A 24,528-nucleotide genomic window follows, 5' to 3' on the forward strand; every position below is an offset into this window, starting at 1 on the left:
AGAGGCCCGCCGTCCATGATCACCCAGGTTGCTGCTACCCAAGCCCCAGAAGACCGTGCCGAGACCGTCCGGCTGCTGACCGAGATCGAGCAAAGGCTGCGCTGGCTGTCGTCGTGGATGATCCACAACGCCAACAACCTGCGCGACAAGCGCGACGGGCTGAAGGTCGGCGGGCATCAGGCGAGCTGCGCGTCGATGACCGCGATCATGGCCGCGCTGTATTTTCACGGCCTGCGCCCGCAGGACAAGGTGGCGGTGAAGCCGCATGCCGGGCCGGTGCTGCACGCGATCCACTATCTGCTCGACGAGCAGACCCGCGAGAAGATGGAGCGGTTTCGTGGGCTGGGCGGGGTGCAGAGCTACCCATCGCGCACCAAGGACAGCATTCCGGTGGACTTCTCGACCGGCTCTGTGGGCCTCGGAGTCGCGATCACCGCGTTTTCGTCCTTGGTGCAGGATTATCTGATCGCGCATGGCCAGCTGCGCGAAGAGCAATCCGGGCGGATGATTGCGCTGATGGGCGATGCCGAGCTCGACGAGGGCAATATCTACGAATGCCTGATCGAAGGCTACAAGCACGATCTGCGCAACTGCTGGTGGATCGTCGACTATAACCGCCAGTCGCTCGATGCGACCACCGCCGACCGGATGTTCCGCCGCTTCGACGACATTTTCGAAACCTGCGGCTGGCGCGTCGTGACCTTGAAGCACGGCAAACTGCAACGCGAGGCGTTCACCAGGCCCGGCGGCAAGGCGCTGGAAGACTGGATCGAGACCTGCCCCAATGCCGATTTTGCCGCGCTCACCTATCTGGGTGGTGCTGCGTGGCGCGAGCGGCTGACAGCCGACATCGGCAAGAAGCGCGGGGTTGCCGATCTGCTCGGCGCGCACGACGATTCCGAACTCGCCCGGCTGATGACCAATCTGGGCGGGCACTGCATCGAGACCTTGCTCGAGGCGTTCGACCGGATGGACGACGACCGGCCCACCTTGCTGATCGCCTATACCGTCAAGGGCTATGGCCTGCCGCTGGCGGGGCACAAGGACAATCATTCGGGCATGATGAACGGCACGCAGATCGAGAGCCTGCGCGACGCGCTGGGCATCTCGGCCGGCGACGAGTGGGGCAAATGGGCAGGCTTGGGCGACAATCTGGCAGCCACCTTGCAGGCGTTTGTCAATGCCAGCCCGATCGCGCGCAAGCAGGCCGAGTTCGCCGCGCCTGCGATCCCGCTGCCCGATCGGCTCCCGGTGCCCGAAGGCGCCGAGCAATCGACTCAGGCGGCGTTCGGCAAGGTACTCCACGATCTGGCGAAGTCGGACACGCTGCTGGGCGACCGGCTGGTCACCACCGCACCCGATGTCACGCAGACCACCAACCTGGGCGCGTTCGTCAACCAGCGCGGGCTGTTCCGGCGGCAGGAGCTGGCCGATGTGTTCCAGCGCGTGAAGATTCCCAGCGCGCAGAAATGGTCGGCGCATAACGCAGGCCAACATATCGAGCTGGGCATTGCCGAGAACAACTTCTTCCTCGCGCTCGCGGCGCTTGGCCTGTCCGCCCAGCATTTCGGCACGCGGCTGATGCCGGTGGGCACGGTCTATGATCCGTTTATCGCGCGTGGGCTCGATGCGCTCAATTACGGTTGCTATCAGGATTCGCGCTTCCTGCTCGTCGGCACGCCTTCGGGCATCACTTTGGCGGGTGAGGGCGGCGCGCACCAATCGATCAACACACCGCTGATCGGCATGGGCCAGCCGGGGCTGGAAAGCTTCGAGCCGGCGTTTGCCGACGAGGTCGCGCTGATGATGGGTTGGGCATTCGCGCACATGCAGGCGGACGGCGGAAGTTCTGTCTATCTGCGGCTGACGACCAGGGTGATCGAGCAGGTGACGCGCGCCGATCACGGTTGGGAAGGCGATGCGATCGCAGGGGCCTATTGGCTGCGCGAACCCGGCGCTGGTGCGCAGGCCGCGATCGCCTATTGCGGCGCGGTCGCGCCCGAAGCCATCGCGGCATGGGAGGCGCTCAAGGACGACATTCCGGGGCTTGGCCTGCTCGCGGTAACGTCGCCCGACCGGCTGCACCGCGACTGGTCGGCGCAAGCGTCGGCACGCTGGACCGGCGGAGCACGGGCGGACAGCCATGTCGCACGGCTGCTCGGCCAGTTGGCGCCCGATGCCGGGCTGGTCACCGTGCTCGACGGATCGCCAGCCGCCTTGTCATGGCTGGGCGGCGTGCGTGGCCACCGGGTCAGCCCGCTCGGCACCGACCGCTTCGGCCAGACCGGTGACCTGCCCGATCTCTATCGCGCCTACCGGCTCGACAGCGAGGCGATCATCGATGCGATGGCCGAGCTGTTCGTCGATCCGGTCTAGGCTGCAGCCGGGCAATATTGCCGCAGATAATCGCCGTGCATCGGCATGTTGCGCACGACATACTGGATCGACTGTTCGATGGCATCGAACTCGCGCCGCGTGGAGGGTTCGCGCAGCCCGTCTGCCATCACGTTGTGCCCGCCCATGGCGATGCCCTGGCCCATCATGACGGCGGCCCAGCTGGTCTCGGTAAACAGCTCGTCGTCTTCGCGGAAGATCTGGCCGTTGTGGCGGAACAGGTCGATCTTTTCGGTCAGGCTGTCGGGCACCGCCATCGTCCGGCAGTGGTTCCAGAAGTCGCTGTCGTTGCGGGTGGTGGATTTGTAGTGGAGGATCAGGAAGTCGCGGATGCGCGCATATTCCTTGCCGGTCAGCCGGTTGAACGCATCTTCCTGCACTTGGGTGATACCATCGAGCGACAGCAAAGAAATAAGCTTGGTGATGCCGGTGTTGATCAGGTGGATCGAGGTGGATTCGAGCGGCTCCATGAAGCCCGCCGAAAGCCCCAAGGCCACGACATTCTTGTTCCAGAACTTCTTGCGCCGCCCGGTGACGAAGCGCAGGAAATTGGGCTCGGCAGCGGGCTTGCCGGCGATATTGCGCACCAGAATGTCGAGCGCTTCGTCGCTTTCCATGAAGCTGCTGCAATAGACATGGCCGTTGCCGTTGCGATGCTGCAGCGGCACCTGCCACTGCCAGCCCGCGCTGTGCGCCGTGGCGCGCGTATAGGGCAACGGGCCGCTGCCATCCTCGCGCAGGCAGGGCAATGCTACGGCGCGGTCGCAGGGCAGGTAATTCGACCAGTCCTCGTACCCGGTCTTGAGCGCCTGCTCGATCAGCAGGCCGCGAAAGCCCGAGCAATCGATGAACAGATCGCCCGGCAGCACCGCGCCATCGTCCATCGTGACCGAAGCGACATGGCCGGTCTCGCCATGGAGTGCGACATCGGCCACCTTGCCTTCGCGACGCACCACGCCGCGCCGTTCGGCATATTGGCGCAAGAAACGCGCATAGCGTCCGGCGTCGATGTGATAGGCATAGTTGACCGGCGGCAGGTCTTCGCGCTGATAATCCTCGGTGCGGGCAAAGCGGCCAAAGTGTGCCGCCATGGTTTCCATGTTGAACACCTGGATCGGGCGGTTGTCTCCCGCCATCTTGTACTTGTGCCAGACATGGTGGAACGAGATGCCGTCGATCTCATAGCCGTAGTTGCCGAACGGGTGGATGTAGCTGTCTCCGAGCCTGCCCCAGTTGACGAACTGGATACCCAGCTTGAAGCTGCCCTGCACGCAGGCCATCATCTCGCGCTCGTCGATTTCGAGCAGCCGGTTGAAGTCGACGAACGGCGGAATCGTCGCCTCGCCAACGCCCACGGTTCCAATCTCTTCCGATTCGATCAGCGTGATATCGACCGGCCGGCCCGCACGCAGGCGGGACAAGGCCGCCGCTGCCATCCACCCGGCCGTACCTCCGCCGACGATCACGATCCTCTCAATAGCCATATCCGCCCCTGCATCAGCCTTGTTTTGCCGATGATATAGCATGGACGAGCCCAATGTGAACGTTCATCTTCGCTCTTGTGAACGCTCTCAATTTTCGATAGAGGTCCTTGCTGACGGCAGAAACCATATCTGTCGCGTCAGGATTTTCAGGGGAGGTTGGTTTTGGCACGCAGGCCCATTTGCGCCGCATCGCGTTCGTCGCGTCTTGTCGCTCTTACATCGGTATCCGGATTGGCGCTGTTCGCTGCGCATCCTGCGCTCGCGCAGGAAAGCCAGGACACGCAGGAGGCGACAGCTCCGGCTGAAGCTGCTGGCGACGAGATCATCGTCACCGGCTTCCGGCGCTCGCTCGCCAACGCGCAGACCATCAAGCGCGACGCGGACACCGTTGTCGATGTCATCACCGCCGAAGATATCGGCGCCTTGCCCGACCGTTCGGTAGCAGAAGCGCTCCAGCGCATTCCCGGCATCAACGTCTCGCGCTTTGAACAGCGCAACGACCCTGATCGCTTCTCGGTCGAAGGCTCTGGCATCATCATCCGCGGCCTGCCGTTCGTTCGCTCCGAGCTGAACGGGCGCGACATCTTCTCCGCCAACGGTGGCCGCGAACTGTCGTTCAACGACGTCTCGCCCGAACTGCTGGGCCGCGTCGAAGTGTTCAAGAACGCCACGGCCGACATGATCGACGGCGGCATCTCCGGCACCGTCAATCTCGTCACCCGCAAGCCGCTCGACAAGCGCGGGTTCAACCTCGCAGGCACGCTCGAGGGCAATTACGGCGACCTGGCCAAGGAATGGTCGCCGGGCTTCTCCGTGCTCGCATCGAACACGTTCGACACCGGCATCGGCACGTTTGGCCTGCAGCTGGCCTATGCGCAATCCGAGCTGGTGACCCGCACCGACGCATCGCAGATCACCGATCCGTGCTATCGGGCTGCTTCGCTCGATGCGCCTTGCTTGCGCGTACGCCCTGTTGGCTCGGGCGGCTTCAGCGGCGATCCGGTCGATGCATCGACATTCCCGCCTGCCAATGCGCTGATCGTGCCCAAGGGCGCGGGCGTGCGCACCACCGATCTGACCCGCGACCGCAACGCCTATTCGGCCGTTGGCCAGTGGGAAAGCAACGATGGCCGCGCGCAGGTGACGCTTGAATATCTGCGCGCCGAAACCGATGCGACGCTCGACGAATTTGCCGTGCTGGCACTGGTCAACGATGATGCCCTGTTCCCGGTGGTCGCAGCCGGTACCACGCCGGTGATCCAGGGGAACCGGTTCGTCTCGGGCCGCCTGACGCAGGCGCAGCCGTTCAACGGCGGTCTTGGGCTCCCCACCGAATTGCTGCGTTTCCAGCGCGAAGACACCGCGATGACCGAGGATTTCTCGCTCAAGATCAAGCTGCAGCCTTCCGACCGTCTGCGTTTCAACGTCGAGCTGCAGAAGATCAATTCGGACAGGACGGAAAACGGCTTCATCGGCACGATGCAGACCTATACCGATGTCGCGTTCGATGCTTCGGGCAAGACGCCGCAGGTGCAGTTCCTGCAGCCCGGCACCGCCAATTCGCCCGCCAGCTATTTCACCAATCCGGCCAACACCTTCTACTGGTTCCTGATCGACAATCAGGTCCGCAACCAGGGTGAGCTGACCTCGATGCGGTTCGATGCCGAATATGATGTCAGCGACGACGGCTTCTTCCGCAAGGCCCATTTCGGCGCGCGCTGGGGCGATCGCAACCGCGTGACGCGCAACGCCAATTTCTCCAACTGGGGCAATCTGGGTGCGCCATGGACCGGGCGCGGCGGCAACTGGAACGGCGCCGATCCGCAGATTTTCGGAGCCGGTGGCGCCTATGTCCGCGACTTCCCCAACTCCTCGGGGCTGCGCAATCCGTTTGGCAACAGCTTCCAGCGCGGCAACGCGCCGGTACCCTTTGGTGATGGTTCTGCCTTCTTCTTCGGTGGCGACAACCTTGTTGCCGATTATCTGAGCGGTGCCATCCGCCCGCAGGCCCGCGCGATCACCGACTTCACGCTGACCCCCAACGCCTGGATCCCGATCAACGAACGCAGCGGCGTCGTCCCGGGCGGTCCGTGGACCCCGGGTGAAATATCGGACGTCGATGAAAGCACCTTTGCCGCTTATGCACGGGCCGATTTTGGCGCGGACCTGGGCAGCAACATCGTCCTGGCCGGTAATGTCGGCCTGCGCTATGTCAGGACCACCGTTCAAAGCGCGGGGCAGATCAACTTCCCTGCCGTCGATTTCTTCGATGGAGGCACCGGTGGCAACGGCGATGGCGTCGTCAGCGTCGGCGAAATCCAGGCAGCGTGCGGCAACGTACAGCCCGGTCAGGTCGCGCCGGGCTATTGCTTCCTCTCGCCGCAGCGTCAGGCGCAGTTTGCATCGGTGTTCACCGGCGAGGTCATCGACGACAGCTCGAACATCGAATATGAAAACTGGCTGCCCAGCTTCAATGCCAAGCTGGATTTCGGCAACGGCATGCTGATCCGCGCGGCGGCATCGAAGGGCATCTTCCGCCCGGATCTGTCGTCCTTTGCGACCGGCGGTGCGATCTTCGACAACACCACCAACCTGCGGCAGGGCGGAACGCTCGACAATGGGCCCCTGTTCCAGATCTTCACCGGCAACCGCTTGCTGCGGCCGACCGAGGCTTGGAGCTATGACCTCTCGTTCGAGTGGTATTTCAACCGGGTCGGGTCGATCACGCTGGCGGGCTTCGTCAAGGACATCAAGGGCATCGTCAACACTGGCGCTGTCACCCGCAACTTCACCAGCGGCAGAGGTGTTTCCACCGATGTTCTGGTCAACGGGCCGGCCAACAACGATGGCGGCACGCTCAAGGGCGTCGAACTGGCGTACCAGCAGACCTATGACTTCCTGCCGGGCTTCCTGAGCGGCTTCGGTTCGCAGGTCACCTATACCTATGTCGATGCGGGCGACTTCAACAACAGCACGCTGGGTGCCGAACAGAGCCCGTTCACGGATAACCTGCCGCTGGCCGGGGTTTCCAAGCACACGGTCAATGCGACCTTGTTCTACGAAAAGTCGTTCCTGTCTGCACGTGTTGCCTATAACTGGCGCTCGGACTTCCTGCAGACTCCGCGCGACGTCATCTTCCCCTTCTCGCCGATCTACGGCGAGGCGACCGGCCAGCTGGATGGATCGATCTTCATCACGGTGAACGAGAATCTCAAGCTGGGCGTTCAGGGGGTCAATCTGCTCGATGAAGTGACCCGCACCAGCCAGGTGATCGATTTCGACGGCACGCGCGCCACCCGCTCGGCGTTTCGCAATGACCGTCGCTACACGTTCCTGGCGCGGTTCAACTTCTAGGGCGAGGCGCAGTGCGCTAAACCGCTGCGCAGGGCTTTCCCCAGGCCCTGCGCAAGGGCGAGCCTGGCCGTGGTGCCAGGCTCGCCACTTTTGCGGGCCTGCCCGCGTCCCGGCGTTCAGGAGACCGGCATGACATCGCTGTTCCATCTTCCGCTGGCCGTGCTGGCCGCGACAACCCCCGCCCAGGCGCCGTTGGCCGCCTCGCCCGCGCAAGGTGGCTGGGACCTGGTCTGGTCGGATGAGTTTGACGGCACCGCGCTGGATCCTGCCAAATGGAAGCCCGAACTGTCCTGCTGGGGTGGCGGCAACGCCGAGCAGCAATGCTATACCTACCGGGCCGAGAACATCCGGGTGGAAGACGGCAAGCTGCACCTGCTGGCGAAGAAGGAGCGCTTCACCGGTCCTGATCGCCCGCCCGAGATCGCCTCGACCCCCAATCCGCAGACCACACAGCCCTACACTTCCGGCAAGGTCCGCACGCGCGGGCTGGCCGCGTGGCGTTATGGCCGGGTCGAGTTTCGCGCCAAGGTGCCCAGAGGGCAGGGGACCTGGCCTGCGGTGTGGATGATGCCCGCCGACGATGCCTATGGCGGCTGGCCGCTGTCGGGCGAGATTGATATTCTGGAAGCCGCCAATCTCGGCGCGACCTGCAAGGACTGCACTGGCGATGTTGGCGAAAACCGCACGTCGAGCGCGCTGCATTTCGGCGACAGCCCGCCGCGCAACACGCATATCATGCAGCGTGTAGCGTTGCCCGATGACGCATTGCCATCCGATGATTTCCACGTGTGGACGCTCGAATGGGCCCAGGGCCTGATGCGCTTCTACCTCGATGGCCGGATGTACTGGGAGGTCACCCCCGACAAATGGTTCACCACGTCGGAAAAGGCGCGGGGAAATGCGGTTGCGCCGTTCGATCAACCCTTCTACCTGATGGCCAACCTTGCCATTGGAGGCCGGATGGCCGAGGACAATAACGACAAGGGCGTTGCCACCAATGTCGTCCCTGCCGGGTTTGAAATCGACTGGGTGCGTGTTTACCAGTGCAAGGATGACCGGGCGACTGGGCTGGCCTGCATGAAACGAACGGAAGAGAACTGATTGCAGATGGCGAAAGGCGTCCGGTCCGTTACCATCAAGCACGTCGCCGCCGATGCAGGCGTGTCGCTGCAGACAGTCAGTCGCGTCATCAACAACGAGCCGAACGTCCGCCCCGCGATGAAGGAGCGGGTGCAGGCATCGATCGACAAGCTGGGCTATGTGCCCTCGATCGCGGCGCAGCGGATGAGCGGCTCGCGTTCCTATCTGATTCTGGCAATCAACGACCGCGAGCGCACGATCTCCGACTGGCAGGCGCGGCAGGGCAGCGACTGGGTCGACCAGATGCTGCTGGGCGGCATGCTGAAATCCGCCGAGCACGGCTATCGGATGATCTTCGAGCTGATCGACACGCATAGCGACCATGTCGAGCGAGAGCTGGGCGCTGCCATCGCGGCGCTGCAGCCCGACGGCATCATCCTGACCCCGCCGCATTCGGAAAATCCCCAGATCACCGGGCTGCTGGTCGCGCGCGGCATACCCTTCGCGCGGATCGGATCGAAGGCCTGCGGGCCGGGCATCGCGATCACGATGGGCGATGAGCATTCCGCCCGGCTGGCGACGCAGCACCTGATCGCGCTGGGCCATCAGCGGATCGGTTTGATCGCGGGGTCCGAGGAGTACAGCCTCTCGCAATGGCGCATCGATGGCTGGGCAGAGGCGATGACGGCCGCGGGTCTTGCCACCGATGGCCTGATGGTGCGCGGCGATTTCGGCTATGCCAGCGGCGCTGTTGCAACCCAGCAGCTGCTCCAGCAGCCCGACCGGCCAACCGCGATCATCGCCAGCAGCGACCAGATGGCGCTTGCCGCCCTGGACACCGCAGCGGCGCAGGGGCTGGCCGTGCCGGACGACCTGTCGCTGGTCAGCTTCGACAATTCGCCATTGGTGCGGTTTGCCCGGCCCCAGCTGACCGCGATCGACCAGCCGATCGCCGCAGCGTTCGCCAAGGCGGTGGACCTGCTGATCCACCATCGCGACGGGCCGCCGCCGGACCAGCCGATCGAGCTGGCAAGCGAACTGGTGCAGCGCGCCAGCACCGCGCCGCCGGGCGACCATGGCACGGCCTGATACGGGCGAAGGCGAGCGGCAGAACGCGCGCTTTCTCATCCTGTACGCGGCTGCCTTCGCCGGGGGCGCGGTTGCCTATTACCCTTTCCTCACGGTCATCCTGCCGGTGCAGGCGATGCTGATGACCGCCAGCAGCGGAGCGGCCTTGCGCCTGCTCGCCTATATCGCGTTCGCAGGGGCGGTGACCGCCAGCCTTGCCTATATCGCGTTCGGCTGGGTCAGCGACGTCATCCGAAGGCGACGCCCGCTGATCGCAGGCGGCATGCTCGCATCATCGGCATTGCTGGCGGCGATGCCGATGGCGACCAGCCCCGTAGCGCTGATCGGCCTGATCGTGCTGTGGCAGGTCTGCCTCAATGCCATGCTGGCGCCGCTGGCAGCCTGGGCTGGGGACAATGTGCCTGATGCACAAAAAGGCCTGCTGGGCGGATTGCTGGCCTTTGCCCCGGCCACGGGCGCGTTAACGGGGGCAGTGGTGACGTTCACACCCTGGGTGCCGGACGACAGCCGCCATCTCGTGGTGGCGTTTCTCGTGATTGTTCTAGTCACGCCAGCGCTGCTGTTTGCACGACCCGTTCCCATGCCGCGCCTCAACCCGCGTCAGCAGGCAGGCGCCGGCGATCCGCTGACCCGTCCCCAGGCATCGCGCACGGTGCTGGTGCTGTGGTTGGCAAGGCTGCTGGTCCAGATTGCAGAAGCATCGCTGTTTGCCTTTCTGCTCTTGTGGTTCCGCAGCATCGCGCCCGGATTTGCCGAACACAGGACCGCCACCATTCTCACCCTGGTTCTGTGCAGCGCGGTGATCGTGGCGCTGTTGCTGGGGCGCTGGTCAGACCGCGCGGGCCGCCCATTGCTGCCCATCGCGGCGTGTGCTGCGGTGACCATGAGCGGGCTGGCGATCATGGCGACGGCGACCAGCCTGACGATGGCGATTGCCGGCTATGCGGTTTTCGGCCTCGCCAGCAGCGTCTTCCTGTCGCTGCACAGCGGCCAGACGCTGCGCTTTCTTCCGGCGCCACATCGGCGCGGAAGAGATCTGGGGCTGTTCAACCTGACCAATACGGTCCCATCGCTGGTGATGCCGTGGCTGACCCTGGCGCTGGTTCCCGTCTACGGCTTCGACGCGCTGTTTGCCGTGCTGGCCGTGCTGGCCGGGTCTGCCGCGCTGTTGATTGCCGGGTTGATCCGGTATCAGGATCGCACCGGTGCAGTTCAGGCCGGGCGCCGCGCGTAAAGGCCAAAGCCCGCGATGATCGCATAGCACAGCACCGGCAGGGTCAGCGCTACCGTCAGGCTGCCGGACATGTCGGCAATCACGCCGGTCAGCAACGGAATGATCGCGCCGCCCACGATCGCGACGTTGATGATGCCCGATCCATCGGCCGCGCGCGGACCCAGCTTTTCGCAGGCGAGGCTGAAGATCGTCGGGAACATGATCGCATTCGCCAGCCCCACTGCGAGCAGGCTGTAGCCCGCCAGCGCGCCTGTGGACTGCGATGACAGCGCGATGAGCGCGATCGCAGCGACGGATACCGCAGCGAGCACCTTGCCGGGGCTGAGGACGCGCAGAACCGCAGAACCGATGAAGCGCCCGACCATCGCGCCGCCCCAATAGACGCCGATCAGCTTGCCCGCGTCCTGCTCGGGCAGCGCCAGCACATGGCCCTGCATCAGATAATTCACGATCAGCGAACCGATGGCGACTTCTGCGCCGACATAAAGGAATATGCACAATGCGCCATAGCCGAAGCGGGGCCGCTGGAGCAGATCGAGGCCGGCCAGGCCGCTGCTCTGCTCGTGCCGTTCGCCCTTCAGCGCGTTGCGGAACAGCCAGACGACCGCCGCAACGATCGCCAGCGCGACCGCGATGCCGATATAGCCATTGACGATGACCTGGCTTTCGGCGGTGCGATAGGCGCTCAGCTGCGCGCCGGAAAGCTCGCTGGCGCTGACCGATGCCAGGCTGCCCAGGATCAGGATCGAGCCGACGATGGGAAACACGGTGGTGCCCAGCGAGTTGAAGCCTTGCGCAAAGGTCAGGCGGCTGTGTGCGGTCTCGGGCTTGCCCAGCATCGAGATCAGCGGGTTGGCGACGACCTGCACGATCACCACGCCGCTCGCGAGCACGAACAGCGCCAGCAGGAACAGCGCGTACGTGGCGGTCTGGCTGGCCGGGATGAACAGCAGGCACCCTGCCATCATCGTCAGCAAGCCCGTAACGGCGCCGCGCATATAGCCGATCCGCTTGATCAGCCGCGCGCCGGGTATGCCGATCACGGCATAGGCGGCAAAGAAGCAGAACTGCACCAGCATCGCCTGGGTGTAGTTCAGCGTGAACAGCTCTTTCAGCTTGGGGATGATGACATCGTTCAGGCTGGTGATGCCGCCAAAGATGAAGAACAGCCCCATCACGAAGACCTGGAGCTGGGGTGCATCGATATGCGAACCGCCATCAGCGGCTGCGGCGGGTGCGCCAGGTTGCAGGGCCATCAATCTCTCTCCATGCGCAGTGTTCAGTCGAATGCGCCTAGTTTAATTTGCGCGGCTTGTCCCGGGGCAGCCGGTATTGCTGGCCGCTGGATCAATGCGGACAGTCCGCAGCGTTGCGACAAGCCCCTTGGGTGCCTGGATACGAAGCGGCGATCCGACCGACCCCATCTTCGTGCCTGCAGTTTGAAAGCAACGCAATGGAATGCGCGTCTCAACCAGCTTTCCAGTCTGTTGCCTCGCGACCAGGCTCGACATATCGATCGTGCCTTCGCCCATCGCAACACTGACCGGTCCCGAGGCGCGCTGATCGATCCGCCATTCGATCAGCAATGTCGATCCGGCATTCAATGATCGGCTGAGATCGACGGCGGGGCCGTTGACCGCGAAGGCTGCGTCCGCACCCCAGCTGAACTGCCGGGCGTCTTCCTGCGCAGCGACATCGACCGCGCGCGAGGTGATCGCGCCGCCAATATCGAGGTGCCAGGGGGCAGGAATCTTGCCGCGAACGATATAGCTTGTGGCCTGGCTGCTGGTGTCCAGATCCACCCGGGGGTCTTCGTTGACGGGTGGCAGCGGGGCGGGGCTTGCATAGGTCAGGCCGTGCCCGATCGGGAACAGCGGCTGCTCAGCAGGCCAGCGCGCATCCTGCGGCCATGCAAACGGCAGGCGACCGGTAAAATCGCGAGCGGGCTTTCCGTCTGCCCCCGCTACCAGCACATCGGCGACACCGCGACCCTGGGTTCCGGGCAGCCATGCGGCGACAAAGGCATCGGCCTGATTGATCAGCGTGCCAGTGAACATCGGCCGCCCCGACAGAAACACGATGACAGTACGGGTGCCTGCAGCCTTCAGTCTGGCGAGCAGCGCCACATCAGCCGCAGATGGCTGAAAGGCAAGGTGGGGCACATCGCCTTCGAATTCTGCATAGGGCTTTTCACCTAGCACGACGATGGCCACATCAGGCTGGTTGGCCGCAGCCGCATCCGCCCCTAGCGTTGCCTGGCCGCCGCTTTCGCGAACCGCCTCTGCAATCGCCTTGCCAATGGTCTGGCCATTGGGGAAATCTTCTGCGCGCGTATCCGTGCCCTGCCAGCTGATCGTCCAGCCACCAGCCTGCATGGCCATGCTGTCCGCGCCGCTGCCTGCGATCAGAACCGTGCTCTTGGGCTTGATGGGCAGAACGGCATCGTTGTTCTTCAGCAGCACCAGAGATTTGGCGACCGCCTCGCGCGCTACCTCAAGGTGAGCAGGCGCGCCGACCAGCCGCGTATCGCCCCGGGTGATGGGGGCATTGCCCATCAGGCCCAGCTTGAACTTGACCCGCAGGATGCGACGCACCGCGTCATCGATCCGCGCCATCGGAATGGTGCCATCCTTGGCGGCGGCCAGGGTCGAGGCGAACAGCGCCTTCCAGCTGTCGGGTGCCATGAACAGGTCGAGGCCGGCATTGATCGCCGCAGGGCAGCTGGCAGGGGTGCATCCGGGGATCTGGCCATGGCCATTCCAGTCACCGACAACCAGCCCCTCGAAGCCCATGCGTTGCTTGAGCACATCGGTCAGCAGCGATGTGTTGCCATGGTGCTTTACCCCGTTCCAGCTGGAGAAGCTGGCCATCACGGTCAGTGCCCCGGCATCGATGGCGGGGGGATAGCCCTGGGCGTGCTTGGCCACCAGTTCGGCCTCGCTGATCGCGGCATCGCCCTGGTCGCGACCGTCGGTGGTTCCGCCATCGGCCAGGAAGTGCTTGGCAGTTGCCGCCACGCGCTGCGCACCGACGGGCTGGTCCGCCACCAGGCGGCCCTGCAGCCCGATCGTCATCGCATGCGCATATTCGGCCACCAGCGCCGGGTCTGCGGTATAGCCTTCATAGGTGCGCCCCCAGCGCGGGTCCTGCGGCACGGCCAGCGTCGGCGCGAAGGTCCATTCGATTCCGGTTCCGGCGATTTCCGTCGCTGTCACCTGCCCGATCCGCTCGATCAGGTCTGCGTCGCGTGCCGCGCCCAGACCGATATTGTGCGGAAAGATGGTAGCTCCCGGCACGTTCGAATGGCCGTGCACCGCATCGACGCCGAACAGGATGGGGATGTTTGCGCCCGCCTTGCGCGAGGCGTCACGAAACGACTGGACCAGCTGAGCCCATCTATCTGCGCTTGCCCGCTCATCGCCGTAAGGACCGGAATTGCCGCCCGCCAGAATCGACCCCAGCGGATAGCGGACGAGGTCTCCCGGCGTGATCGAGGAGATATCTCCCTGGATGAGCTGGCCGACTTTCTGGGCGAGCGTCATCCTGGCAATCAGCCGGTCAATCTCGGCCTCGGTGCTCGCGCTGGTGATTTCGTTGGGGCTCGCTGCCTTGGGCCAGTTGGCCGGGTTCGCAGTCGCTTCGCCGGGGGTCGTGGACGTCTGCTGCGATAGCACGGGGCCACTTGCCAGACCTGCCGCCAAAACGCATCCCAGCACCGCAATCGAAGTCTTGCTCCGCATTCCACCCTCATCCGCTTATATTTGTGAACGTTCTCACGAAGGGTGATGGCAGGGTCCCGGCTGCAAATCAAGCCGGATTGCAGCGCATCGCGCCGAGCGAGCCGGTGCTGGCTGCTGTGCTGGCTCGATGTGAAGGGCCGGTGCAAGAGGCGAACGCTGTATGAATGACCCTCCATCAATCGAGTATATGGCAGGGATCAGGCAAATGGCAGGTATTCGCCTGCGTGTTCAGGCGGTAGCATCCAATTGGCGCTTTGTGCGTTACACACGTTCAGGCGAGCCAGATGCTCGGCCGAAGGGGAAAGACAGGCATGAATGGCAAGGGTGAACTCGCTGTGTCGCGGCGCGGTGTAATTGTGGGCGGCACGTCGGCCGTGGCGCTGGCATCGCTGCCGGCCACGGGCCAGGAACGTGTTCCGGCCAAGGCACCCGCTGCCATACCGGTGAAGTTCGAGGTCAATGGCAAGCCGGTCGAACTGACACTCGACACCCGCACGACGCTTCTCGATGCACTGCGCGAGCATCTGAAACTCACGGGCACCAAAAAGGGTTGCGACCATGGCCAGTGCGGCGCGTGCACCGTGATCGTCAACGGCCAGCGGATCAATTCGTGCCTTTCCCTTGCGGTCCAGCATCAGGGCGACAAGGTGAAGACCATCGAGGGTCTGGGCACGCCCGAAAAGCTCCATCCGATGCAGGCGGCCTTCATCAAGCATGACGGTTATCAGTGCGGCTATTGCACGCCGGGGCAGATCTGTTCGGCTGTCGCGGTGCTGGATGAGATCAGGGCAGGCGTTCCCAGCCATGTGCAGGACGACATTACCGCCCGCCCCAGCGTCAATGCGGACGAACTGCGCGAGCGGATGAGCGGCAACATCTGCCGCTGCGGGGCCTATTCCAATATCGCCGAGGCCATTCTCGAGACGGCAGGAGCCAAGGCATGAAGAGCTTCACCTACGAGCGCGCCAGGACCCCGGCAGAAGCCGCCGCGAGCGTTGCCAAGATTCCGGGTGCAAAGTTTCTGGCGGGCGGCACCAACCTGCTCGATCTGATGAAGCTGGAAATCGAAACCCCGACGCATCTGGTCGATGTGCAGGACATCGGGCTCGACACGATCGAGGACACGGCCGAAGGCGGACTGCGCATCGGCGCACTGGTGAGCAACACCGCGCTGGCATCGGACAAGCGCGTCCGCCGCGATTACGGCGTGTTGTCCCGCGCCATCGTCGCAGGAGCCTCCGGACAGCTGCGCAACAAGGCGACGACGGCGGGCAATCTGCTGCAGCGCACGCGCTGCTCGTATTTCTATGACACCAACATGGCGTGCAACAAGCGCCAGCCCGGTTCCGGCTGTGCCGCGATCCAGGGCTTTTCGCGCCAGCTGGCCGTGATCGGCACGTCGGATTCGTGCATCGCGACCTATCCCGGTGACATGGCGATCGCGCTGCGCGTGCTCGATGCCACGATCGGAACGGTCAAACCCGACGGCGCGACGCGGACGATCCCGATGGCCGATTTTCATCGACTTCCCGGCGACACACCGCAGATCGACAATGTTCTGGAGCGCGGCGAACTGATCACCCATGTCGACCTACCGCGTCCAATCGGCGGGCAGCATTTCTACAAGAAGGTACGGGACCGCGCGTCCTATGCCTTTGCTTTGGTGTCGGTCGCCGCAGTGATCCAGCCCGATGGCAAGATGCGGGCCGCCTTCGGCGGCATGGCCCCCAAGCCGTGGCGGGTCGAGGCGGCAGAAGCCGGACTGCATGAGGACAGGGCAGCGGCGATGGAAACGATCTTTGCCGGCGCTCGTCCCACGGAAGAAAACGCGTTCAAGATACCGTTGGCCCAGCGCGCGCTGGCATCGGTTGTCGCGCAAACCAGGAGCTGATCGACATGGAATTCAATGCTCCGGCGGACACCAATCTGTTCGACACCGCCAAGGTCGTCGGCAAGTCGACCCCGCGTATCGATGGTCCGCTCAAGACCACCGGCACCGCGCCCTATGCCTATGAGCGGCACGATGTCGTCGCCAACCAAGCCTATGGCTATATCCTGGGCGCGGCGATCGCCAAGGGGCGCATCACCGCGATGGATGTATCCCAGGCGCTCGCAGCCCCCGGGGTGATCACCGTCGTGACGTCGCCCGATACCGATGTTCCGGGCAAGAGCTCGATGAACAACGCGCGGCTGTTCGGCGGCAGCGAGGTCACGCATTACCATCAGGCCATCGCCTGCGTGGTGGCGGAAACGTTCGAACAGGCCCGCGCCGCTGCGTCGCTGATCCGCACGCAGTATGACCGCGAAAAGGGGCGCTTCGATTTTCCCGCGCTTGCCCCGGATGCGCCGCTTGCCAGGGGGCGTGGCGACAAGCCCGACCAGGCCAGGCTGGGCGATTTCGACGGCGCGTTCGCCGCAGCCCCGGTCAAGCTGGACGCGACCTATACCACGCCCGACGAGAGTCATGCGATGATGGAGCCGCACGCGACCATCGCCGCATGGGAGGGTGACAGGCTGACGCTCTGGACATCGAACCAGATGGTCGCCTGGGGCAAGAAAAGCATGGGCGAGGCGCTGGGCATCGATCCTGAGAACATCCGGCTCGATTCGCCCTATATCGGCGGTGGATTTGGCGGGAAGCTGTTCATCCGCGCCGATGTGCTCGTGGCTGCGCTGGCGGCCAGGGCAGCCAAGCGGCCGGTCAAGATCGCGCTGCAACGGCCCTTGATCGCCAACAACACCACTCACCGCCACGCCACCATCCAGCGCATCCGCATCGGAGCGGACAAGGAAGGCAAGATCACCGCGATCGCGCACGAAAACTGGTCGGGCAATCTCAACGGCGAAGACGGAGAGAACGGAACCTACCAGACGCCCATTCTCTACGCCGGTGCCAACCGGCTGACCTCCAACTATATCGCCACGCTCGACCTGCCCGAAGGCAATGCGATGCGCGCGCCGGGCGAAGCCCCCGGGCATCTGGCGCTCGAAGTGGCGATGGACGAACTGGCCGAGAAGCTGGGCCTCGACCCGATCGAACTGCGCATCCGCAACGAGCCCAAGACCGTGCCCGCAACGCCTGAAAAGCAGTTCTCCGACCGCAACCTGGTGCGCTGCCTGCGCGAAGGCGCAGACCGCTTCGGCTGGTCCCAGCGCAAGGCCGAACCCGGCACCGTGCGCGATGGCCAGTGGCTGGTCGGCATGGGGGTCGCGGCAGGCTATCGCGGCGCGCCGACGATGAAATCGGGCGCGCGCATCCGGCTGGATGGCAGCGGCAAGGTCATCGTCGAAACCGACATGACCGATATCGGCACCGGCAGCTACACCATCATCGCGCAGACCGCCGCCGAGACGATGGGGGTTCCGCTCGACCGGGTCCAGGTGACTCTGGGCGATTCGCGCTTCCCGGCGTCGTCCGGATCGGGCGGGCAATGGGGCGCGGCCAGCTCTACCGCAGGCGTCTATGCCGCATGCGTCAACTTGCGCCGGGCGATCGGCGAGAAACTGGGCTTCAATGGCGACGAGGCCGTGTTTGCCGATAGCCAGATCCGCGCGGGCGACCGGGTGATCGATCTGGCCGAGGCTGGTACGATGTCCGCTGATGGCGAGATCACCTTCGGCAAGTTCAAGCGGGAATATGATGTCGGCACGTATGCCGCGCATTTCGCGGAGGTTGCGGTCAATGCCTATACCGGCGAGGCGCGCATCCGCCGGATGCTCGCCGTTTGCGATGCCGGACGCATCCTCAATCCGCTTTCGGCGCGCAGCCAGGTCATCGGCGCGATGGTGATGGCAGCAGGCGCGGCGCTGATGGAAGAGCTGGTGGTGGACAAGAGGTTCGGCCTGTTCGTGAACCACGATCTGGCCGGATACGAGGTGCCGGTGCATGCCGACATCACCCAACAGGATGTGCTGTTCCTCGACACGCTCGACTCGGTCATCTCGCCGATGAAGGCCAAGGGCGTGGGCGAGCTGGGCATCTGCGGCCCCGGCGCGGCCATCGCCAACGCGATCTTCAACGCGACCGGCGTCAGAGTGCGCGAATATCCGATCACGCTCGACAAATATTTCGAGCGGTTGCCCGTCATCGCCTGATTCAACTGGCCCTGATCGATCCGGGCCTGTGAAACATCCTGTTATCCCATGCCGATCAACCCTGCCAGGCAAGCGTGCGGGGATGGTCGGTATGGGCCGTTTGCGCATTATCCCTGATCGCGGTTTAGCGGCGGCGGGTACGCCCCAAAGAAAAACTATCTTGGCAACTAAATAGGTTGAGATTAGCCCTGCATTTGCGGGCGATGTTGCACGCTCAAGGTTCGCACCAGATTTCACAGGAGTTCGTCTCATGCCGCCTTCCAAGCCTGCGTGCAGCGATGACCTCGTGACGGTTCCAGGGTGACGTCCCATTCCCAGGTAAGGACGGACCAGACATGCTGGACCTGAGTATCCTGAACCCCGCCGATATCTGGCCCTTCGTGCTGGCCGGCTTTGCCGCGCAGATGGTCGATGGCGCGCTGGGGATGGCGTTCGGCGTCATCTCCAGCACGCTGCTTGTCTCGGTGCTCGGCGTGCCTCCGGCGCAAGCCTCGGCAGGGGTTCATCTGGCCGAGGTGTTCACGACAGGAGCTTCGGGGCTCAGCCACGCTTGGCATCGCAACATCGACTGGAAGCTGTTTGGCAAGCTGGTGGTGCCCGGTGTGATCGGCGGGGTGATGGGGGCCTATGTGCTGTCGAACATCAATGCAGGCGTCGCACGGCCGCTGGTGATGGCGTATCTCGCGGTGATTGGCGCGATGCTGCTCTACCGCGCCTGGCGCTTTCCGCCGCACAAGTTCGAAGATGCGCGCGTGGTGGCTCCTTTGGGGCTGGCGGGCGGCTTTCTCGATGCGGCTGGTGGTGGCGGCTGGGGGCCGGTGGTCACATCGAACCTGCTGATCCAGGGCAGCGAGCCGCGCAAGACCATAGGTACGGTCAGCGCGTCCGAGTTCTTCCTGACCGTTTCGATCTCGCTGACGTTCATCCTCACTTTGGGGTTCGAGGCCTTCACCAAGGCGACCATCGGCCTGCTGATCGGCGGCGTGCTCGCCGCGCCCTTTGGCGCCATCCTGGCCAAGAACGTCCGCCCGCGCATCCTGCTGTTGATGGTCGGCGCGGTGCTCACGGCGACCAGCCTTTTCAGCATCTACAAGGCGCTGGCATAACCCCTATCCGGCGGCACGCACCAGCGGGACGGGTTGGGGCAGCGGTCTAGATCACGCCTCGCGGCCCATACAGATCCGGTGCGCAATCCGGCTCGTCCAACCGCATCATCGCCTCGATGATCTGCGAGAACGCGTCGTTCTGCGATCTCCAGACCTTTCCGGTCAGGTCAGCCAGCAGGTGCGAGCGTTCGAGCGCGTCCATCACCGGTCCCTTGACCTCGGACAGGTGCAATTGCACGCCGCCATCGGCAAGGCGGTGGTTGACCGCCTCGATGCTTTCCAGCGCAGAGGCATCGATGGCATTGACCGCCGAACACATCAGGATGAGGTGCCTCAGGCGCGGATGCTCGGCGACCTGCTCGAGCACGAACTCCTCGAGCCAGCGGGCGTTGAGATAGGTGAGACTCTCGTCGATGCGGATCGTCAGGATGCGCGGATCGGTGAGGACCGCGTGCCGCTTGACGTTGCGAAAGTGCTCGGTCTCGGGCACCCGCCCGACGATCGCGGCATGCGGACGCGAGGCGCGCCACAGGAACAACGCGAGCGACAGGCCGACGCCGGCGATCACGCCGGGCTCGACCCCGGCCAGCAAAGTCACCAGCACGGTGGCGGCCATCGCGGCGAAATCGGGCTTGGAATAGCGCCAGATGTGCTGCGGCGTTTTGAAATCGACCAGGCTGAGCACCGCAACGATGATCGTCGCGGCCAGAGTGGCAATGGGGAGTGAGGCGAGGAACGGGGTGAGAAACAGCGCGGCGACCGCAATGCCGATCGCGGTGAACGCGCCGGCTGCCGGCGTCTCCGCGCCTGCATCGAAATTGACCACCGATCGCGCAAAGCCGCCGGTGACCGGATAGCCGCCGGTGAATGCCGCTGCGACATTGGCCGCGCCCAGCCCGATCAGCTCCTGATCGGGGTTGATCCGCTGGCGCTTCTTGGCGGCCAGCGTCTGGGCGACGGACACGCTTTCGACAAAGCCGATGACGCTGAGCAGCAAGGCGGGGATGGCAAGCCGCTGCCACAGTTCGGCATCGAACATGGGCACGGTGAACGGCGGCAGGCTCTGCGGGATCTGCCCCACCACCTTGACGCCCTGCGCTTCGAGATCGAGCAGCACCACCGCGAGCGTCGAGACTGCAACCGCAGCGATCGGCCCGGCCTTGGCGGTGAGATCGGCAGTCCGCGCCTTCAGCCCCAGTTTGACGAGCAGTGGCTTCAACCCCTTGCGCACCCAGAAGAGAAACGCGGTGGAGGTAACCCCGATGATCAGCGTGGGCAGGTTGGTGTCCGCAAGGCTGGCGACGAGTGTCGCGACCAGCTCGGGCATCGCCTCACCGCTGGCAGAGACGCCCAGGATCGACTTGAGCTGGCTGGTGGCGATGATCAGCCCCGAGGCTGTGATGAACCCCGACACGACCGGATGCGACAGCAGGTTGGCCAGGAACCCCAGCCGCAGCACCCCCATCGCGATCAGCATCGCGCCCGACAGAAAGGCGAGTATCAGCGCTGCCGCGATGAACTGCGCGCTGCCCGGCGGCGCAATGCTGCTGGCTGCGGTCAGTGTCATCAGCGAGATCACCGCGACCGGTCCCACCGCCAGCGCGCGGCTGGTGCCGAACAGCGCATAGGCGACGATCGGGAGAATCGAGGCATACAGGCCAATCTCGGGCGGCAGCCCTGCGAGCATCGCATAGGCGAGGCTCTGCGGGATCAGCATGATCGTGACGATCGCGGCTGCGACCAGATCGTTGGTCAGGATCGTGCGGTTATAGCCCCGACCCCATTCCAGCACTGGCAGATAGCGGGCGAGCTGCATCCGTCAGGCGCCGATCATATGCGGTTTGACCATCCATTCGCGCCCCTTGAGCATCCCGTGCCAGTAGACCGGCGGCAGGATCGTGTCCTTGAGCAGCCATGACAGCCGTGAGGGCCTTGTGCCATCGATCAGCCATTTGGGGAAGCTGGGCAGCAGCTTGCCGCCATAGCCGAACTCGGCGAGTACGATCTTGCCCGATTCCACGGTGAGCGGGCAGCTGCCATAGCCGTCATAATCGGCAACCGGCGGCTTGCCTTCCAGGGCTGCGAGCACGTTGACCGCGACCACCGGTGCCTGCTTGCGCGCCGCTGCCATGGTCTTGGCGTTGGAGGCGCTGCAGGCATCGCCCAGCGCGAAGACATTGTCGAAACGGGTGTGTCGCAGTGTCGCCTCATCGACATCGATGAACCCCGATGCTGCAGCCAGCGGGCTGGAGTGGACGAAGTCGGGCGCGGTCTGCGGCGGCACGACATGGATCATGTCGAAATGCTCTTCGACGCGGGTGATGGTATCGCCGTGCTTCTGCTCGAAGGTCGCAAAGCCCTGGGGGCCATCGACCGCGACCAGCTTCGATTCGAAATTCAGGTGCGCATTGTAGCGCTCCACATAGTCCATCAGCGCGGGCACATAGGCCTGCACGCCGAACAGCACTGCGCCTGCAGTGTGAAACTGGACATCCATTTGCGGCAGCACGCCCGATTTTTCCCAGCGGGTGCACGACAGGTACATCGCCTTTTGCGGCGCGCCCGCGCACTTGATCGGCATCGGCGGCTGAGTGAACAGAGCGCGGCCGCTGCGGATGCCATCGACCAGCTTGCGCGTATAGGGCGCAAGGTCATAGCCGTAGTTGGAGGTCACCCCATAATGGCCCAGCGCATCGCGCAATCCGGGGATCGCATCCCAGTCGAGCTTGATGCCGGGGCAGGCGACCAGAACGCGATAGTGCACATCGCTGCCATCGTGCAGGATGACGCGGTTGTCCTCGGGCGCGAAGCCGCTGGCCGACGCGCGGATCCACGTTACTTCGTCCGGCATCACCGATGCCTGCGAGCGGCGGGTGAACGGCGCATCGAATATGCCGCCGCCCACCATTGTCCAGCCAGGCTGGTAATAATGCACGTCGCTCGGCTCTATGATGGCGATATCGAGCCGGGCGTTGCGCTTGAGCAGGCTGGCGGCAGTCGCGATTCCCGCGCTGCCGCCGCCGACGATCACGACGTCGAAGGTCTTGGCGGATGATGGCGTGGTATGCATCAGGATCTCCCGTTCCGAGCGGTGGTTGCTAATGTCAGCGGTTGGTGATGGCGTGCCCTGCCATGCCCGCCAGCATTGCGGCGATGAACATCGCTGCAGGCGCAGGGGCGATGGCGAGGTCGGCGATGGCGGGACCGGGGCACAGCCCGCCGATTCCCCATCCCGCGCCAAAGATCACCGCACCGATCGCCAGCTTGCGGTCGATTGTCTTGGTGCCCGGCAGGTCGAAGCGGCTGACCGCAACCGGTGCCGCCATCCGCCGCTGGACCGCCCATGCGATCGCCATCGGGATCATCGCGCCGCCCATCACAAAGGCGAGCGTCGGGTCCCAGGCTCCGAACAGATCGAGGAACGCCTGCACCCGCTGCGGATCGGCCATGCCCGAGATGGCGAGGCCTGCGCCGAACAGCAGCCCGGCGAAAAGCGCAATTGCAGTCTTTTTCACAGCCATCCTCCCGCGCGCAGCAAGCCTACGGTCACGAACCCCGCGGCCATGAACATGGCCGTGGCGAACAGCGAGCGCGGTGACAGGCGCGACATGCCGCACACGCCGTGCCCGCTGGTGCATCCCGAGCCCAGCCGCGTGCCGAAGCCGACCAGCAGGCCGCCGATCAGCAACGGCCAGGGGCTGACCGGGAAAGTCGTCTGCACGCCGCCTGTGATCGTGCTGATGACCAGCGCGCCCAAGGGCAGCCCGAGGATGAAGGCGACAGCCACGCTGCGCGGCGCTCCGGTGGACGAAAGCCCGGTGGCGCGTGCGGCCAGTCCGCTCACGCCGGCGATCCGGCCCAGCGCCAGCAGCATGATGGCAGCAGACAGGCCGATCATCAGCCCGCCCGCCAGCCCTTGCAGCGGCATCGCATCGGGAAAGCCCGGAAGCATCATGCCTGTTCCCGTCACAGCGCGTTGAGCGGGATCTTGAGGTAGCGCACGCCGTTCTCTTCGGGCTCCGGCAGGTGCCCGGCGCGCATGTTGACCTGCACCGAAGGCAGGATCAGCCGCGGCATGTCGAGCCCCGCATCGCGCTTTTCACGCATTGCGACGAACTCGTCCTCGGTGATGCCGTCATGCGCATGAACATTGTGCGCGCGCTGCTGCGCCACGGTCGTCTCCCATACGAAATGGTCGCGGCCCTCGGGCAGATAGTCATGGCACATGAACAGCCGGGTATCGGCGGGAAGCTCCAGAATGCGCCGCAGCGAGCGAAACAGGGTGCGCGCATCGCCACCGGGGAAGTCGCAGCGCGCGGTGCCGTAATCGGGCATGAACATGGTGTCACCCAGGAACACAGCATCGCCGATGACATAGGCGATGTCGGCAGGCGTATGACCGGGCACGTGGAGCACGGTCACGTCGAGATTGCCGATCCTGAAATGATCGCCATCGTGGAACAGCGCATCGAAATCGCTGCCGTCGCGCTCGAACTCGGTCCCGGCGTTGAACAGCTTGCCGAATACATTCTGCACCAATGTGATCGATGCGCCGATGGCAATCTTTCCGCCCAGCTTCTGCTGCAGATACGGCGCTGCCGAGAGGTGATCGGCATGCGCGTGCGTTTCGAGCAGCCAGTCGATGCCAAGCTCCTTCTCCCCGACATAAGCGATGATCGCGTCTGCCGAGGAGAAGGAGGTGCGACCCGATGCGGGGTCATAGTCCAGCACGCTGTCTATGATCGCCCCGCGCAGGGACTCGGGATCGTGGACGACATAGGACACCGTGTTGGTGTCCTTGTCGAAAAAGGCCTTGATCACCGGCACGCCGGCCTGGGCGGCGGCAATCTGGGCTGTGGCGGTGGCGAGCGTGGAGTCGGACATGGGGTATCCTCTTCAAATTCATATTTACACAAACTATGTAAGTAAGTATGTCTTGCGCGTCAAGGCAA

Annotated in this window: 17 protein-coding genes; 9 read left to right on the forward strand and 8 right to left on the reverse strand. The window is 64.4% G+C overall.

Annotated elements, in window-relative coordinates; all coding sequences use genetic code 11:
• Positions 1 to 15 precede the first annotated feature (15 nt).
• Positions 16 to 2,376 carry a transketolase gene (locus D618_RS0114560; protein ID WP_017672268.1) on the forward strand — a complete coding sequence of 787 codons (2,361 nt, stop codon included), beginning with the start codon at positions 16 to 18 and terminating at the stop codon, positions 2,374 to 2,376.
• Here the strand turns inward: D618_RS0114560 and D618_RS0114565 are convergent.
• Entirely contained in the window at positions 2,373 to 3,878 is a 1,506-nt protein-coding gene (locus D618_RS0114565; protein ID WP_026091708.1) for a tryptophan halogenase family protein, read from the reverse strand. The two genes, D618_RS0114560 and D618_RS0114565, sit on opposite strands and share 4 nt — an antisense overlap.
• 231 nt (positions 3,879 to 4,109) lie before the next feature.
• Between D618_RS0114565 and D618_RS0114570 the strand changes: the two genes are divergently transcribed.
• The 4 genes from D618_RS0114570 to D618_RS0114585 all read left to right on the forward strand — a co-directional run bounded on the left by D618_RS0114570 (position 4,110) and on the right by D618_RS0114585 (position 10,635).
• Positions 4,110 to 7,232 carry a TonB-dependent receptor gene (locus D618_RS0114570; RefSeq protein WP_017672270.1) on the forward strand — a complete coding sequence of 1,041 codons (3,123 nt, stop codon included), beginning with the start codon at positions 4,110 to 4,112 and terminating at the stop codon, positions 7,230 to 7,232.
• Positions 7,233 to 7,361: 129 nt separating this feature from the next.
• Positions 7,362 to 8,333: a glycoside hydrolase family 16 protein gene (locus D618_RS0114575; RefSeq protein ID WP_017672271.1), complete on the forward strand. Its 972-nt coding sequence runs from the start codon at positions 7,362 to 7,364 to the stop codon at positions 8,331 to 8,333.
• A gap of 6 nt (positions 8,334 to 8,339) precedes the next feature.
• A complete protein-coding gene (locus tag D618_RS0114580; protein ID WP_026091710.1) occupies positions 8,340 to 9,401 on the forward strand; it encodes a LacI family DNA-binding transcriptional regulator in 1,062 nt (353 codons plus the stop codon).
• On the forward strand, positions 9,388 to 10,635 hold the full coding sequence (locus D618_RS0114585) for an MFS transporter (RefSeq protein WP_017672273.1): 1,248 nt from the start codon (positions 9,388 to 9,390) through the stop codon (positions 10,633 to 10,635). The genes D618_RS0114580 and D618_RS0114585 overlap by 14 nt, the downstream gene beginning before the upstream one ends.
• On the opposite strand, the gene D618_RS0114590 is transcribed toward D618_RS0114585, so the two are convergent.
• The gene (locus D618_RS0114590; RefSeq protein ID WP_017672274.1) at positions 10,614 to 11,891 is read right to left on the reverse strand and encodes a sugar MFS transporter; all 1,278 of its coding nucleotides are present in this window, start codon (positions 11,889 to 11,891) and stop codon (positions 10,614 to 10,616) included. The two genes, D618_RS0114585 and D618_RS0114590, sit on opposite strands and share 22 nt — an antisense overlap.
• Positions 11,892 to 11,933: 42 nt before the next feature.
• Positions 11,934 to 14,375, reverse strand: a complete 2,442-nt coding sequence (locus D618_RS0114595) for a glycoside hydrolase family 3 protein (RefSeq protein WP_017672275.1) — start codon at positions 14,373 to 14,375, stop codon at positions 11,934 to 11,936.
• A gap of 311 nt (positions 14,376 to 14,686) precedes the next feature.
• On the opposite strand from D618_RS0114595, the gene paoA reads away from it, so the two are divergent.
• The 4 genes from paoA (at position 14,687) to D618_RS0114615 (ending at position 19,576) form a co-directional block, all read left to right on the forward strand.
• Positions 14,687 to 15,319, forward strand: coding sequence for an aldehyde dehydrogenase iron-sulfur subunit PaoA (paoA, locus tag D618_RS0114600; RefSeq protein ID WP_017672276.1), 633 nt, complete (start codon positions 14,687 to 14,689; stop codon positions 15,317 to 15,319).
• The gene (locus D618_RS0114605) at positions 15,316 to 16,266 is read left to right on the forward strand and encodes a xanthine dehydrogenase family protein subunit M (RefSeq protein WP_017672277.1); all 951 of its coding nucleotides are present in this window, start codon (positions 15,316 to 15,318) and stop codon (positions 16,264 to 16,266) included. Before paoA ends, D618_RS0114605 begins: the two co-directional genes overlap by 4 nt.
• Before the next feature lie 5 nt (positions 16,267 to 16,271).
• Complete coding sequence (gene paoC / locus D618_RS0114610) at positions 16,272 to 18,470, forward strand: aldehyde oxidoreductase molybdenum-binding subunit PaoC (RefSeq protein WP_017672278.1); 2,199 nt, start codon at positions 16,272 to 16,274, stop codon at positions 18,468 to 18,470.
• A gap of 335 nt (positions 18,471 to 18,805) precedes the next feature.
• Positions 18,806 to 19,576, forward strand: a complete 771-nt coding sequence (locus D618_RS0114615; RefSeq protein ID WP_017672279.1) for a sulfite exporter TauE/SafE family protein — start codon at positions 18,806 to 18,808, stop codon at positions 19,574 to 19,576.
• A 46-nt stretch (positions 19,577 to 19,622) separates the two neighbouring features.
• Here the strand turns inward: D618_RS0114615 and sulP are convergent, their stop codons facing one another.
• From sulP to D618_RS0114640, 5 genes are read right to left on the reverse strand one after another with little or no spacing between them, the layout of a single operon-like run.
• On the reverse strand, positions 19,623 to 21,392 hold the full coding sequence (sulP, locus tag D618_RS0114620; protein ID WP_017672280.1) for a sulfate permease: 1,770 nt from the start codon (positions 21,390 to 21,392) through the stop codon (positions 19,623 to 19,625).
• Between the two features lie 3 nt (positions 21,393 to 21,395).
• Positions 21,396 to 22,646: an FAD/NAD(P)-binding oxidoreductase gene (locus tag D618_RS0114625; protein WP_017672281.1), complete on the reverse strand. Its 1,251-nt coding sequence runs from the start codon at positions 22,644 to 22,646 to the stop codon at positions 21,396 to 21,398.
• A 34-nt stretch (positions 22,647 to 22,680) separates the two neighbouring features.
• On the reverse strand, positions 22,681 to 23,091 hold the full coding sequence (locus D618_RS0114630; RefSeq protein ID WP_026091712.1) for a DUF6691 family protein: 411 nt from the start codon (positions 23,089 to 23,091) through the stop codon (positions 22,681 to 22,683).
• Positions 23,088 to 23,531: a YeeE/YedE thiosulfate transporter family protein gene (locus tag D618_RS0114635; protein WP_017672283.1), complete on the reverse strand. Its 444-nt coding sequence runs from the start codon at positions 23,529 to 23,531 to the stop codon at positions 23,088 to 23,090. Before D618_RS0114635 ends, D618_RS0114630 begins: the two co-directional genes overlap by 4 nt.
• Before the next feature lie 11 nt (positions 23,532 to 23,542).
• The gene (locus tag D618_RS0114640; RefSeq protein WP_017672284.1) at positions 23,543 to 24,460 is read right to left on the reverse strand and encodes an MBL fold metallo-hydrolase; all 918 of its coding nucleotides are present in this window, start codon (positions 24,458 to 24,460) and stop codon (positions 23,543 to 23,545) included.
• Between the last annotated feature and the right edge of the window lie 68 nt (positions 24,461 to 24,528).

It is taken from the genome of Blastomonas sp. AAP53 (assembly GCF_000331245.1).
Classification (GTDB): Bacteria; Pseudomonadota; Alphaproteobacteria; order Sphingomonadales; family Sphingomonadaceae; genus Blastomonas.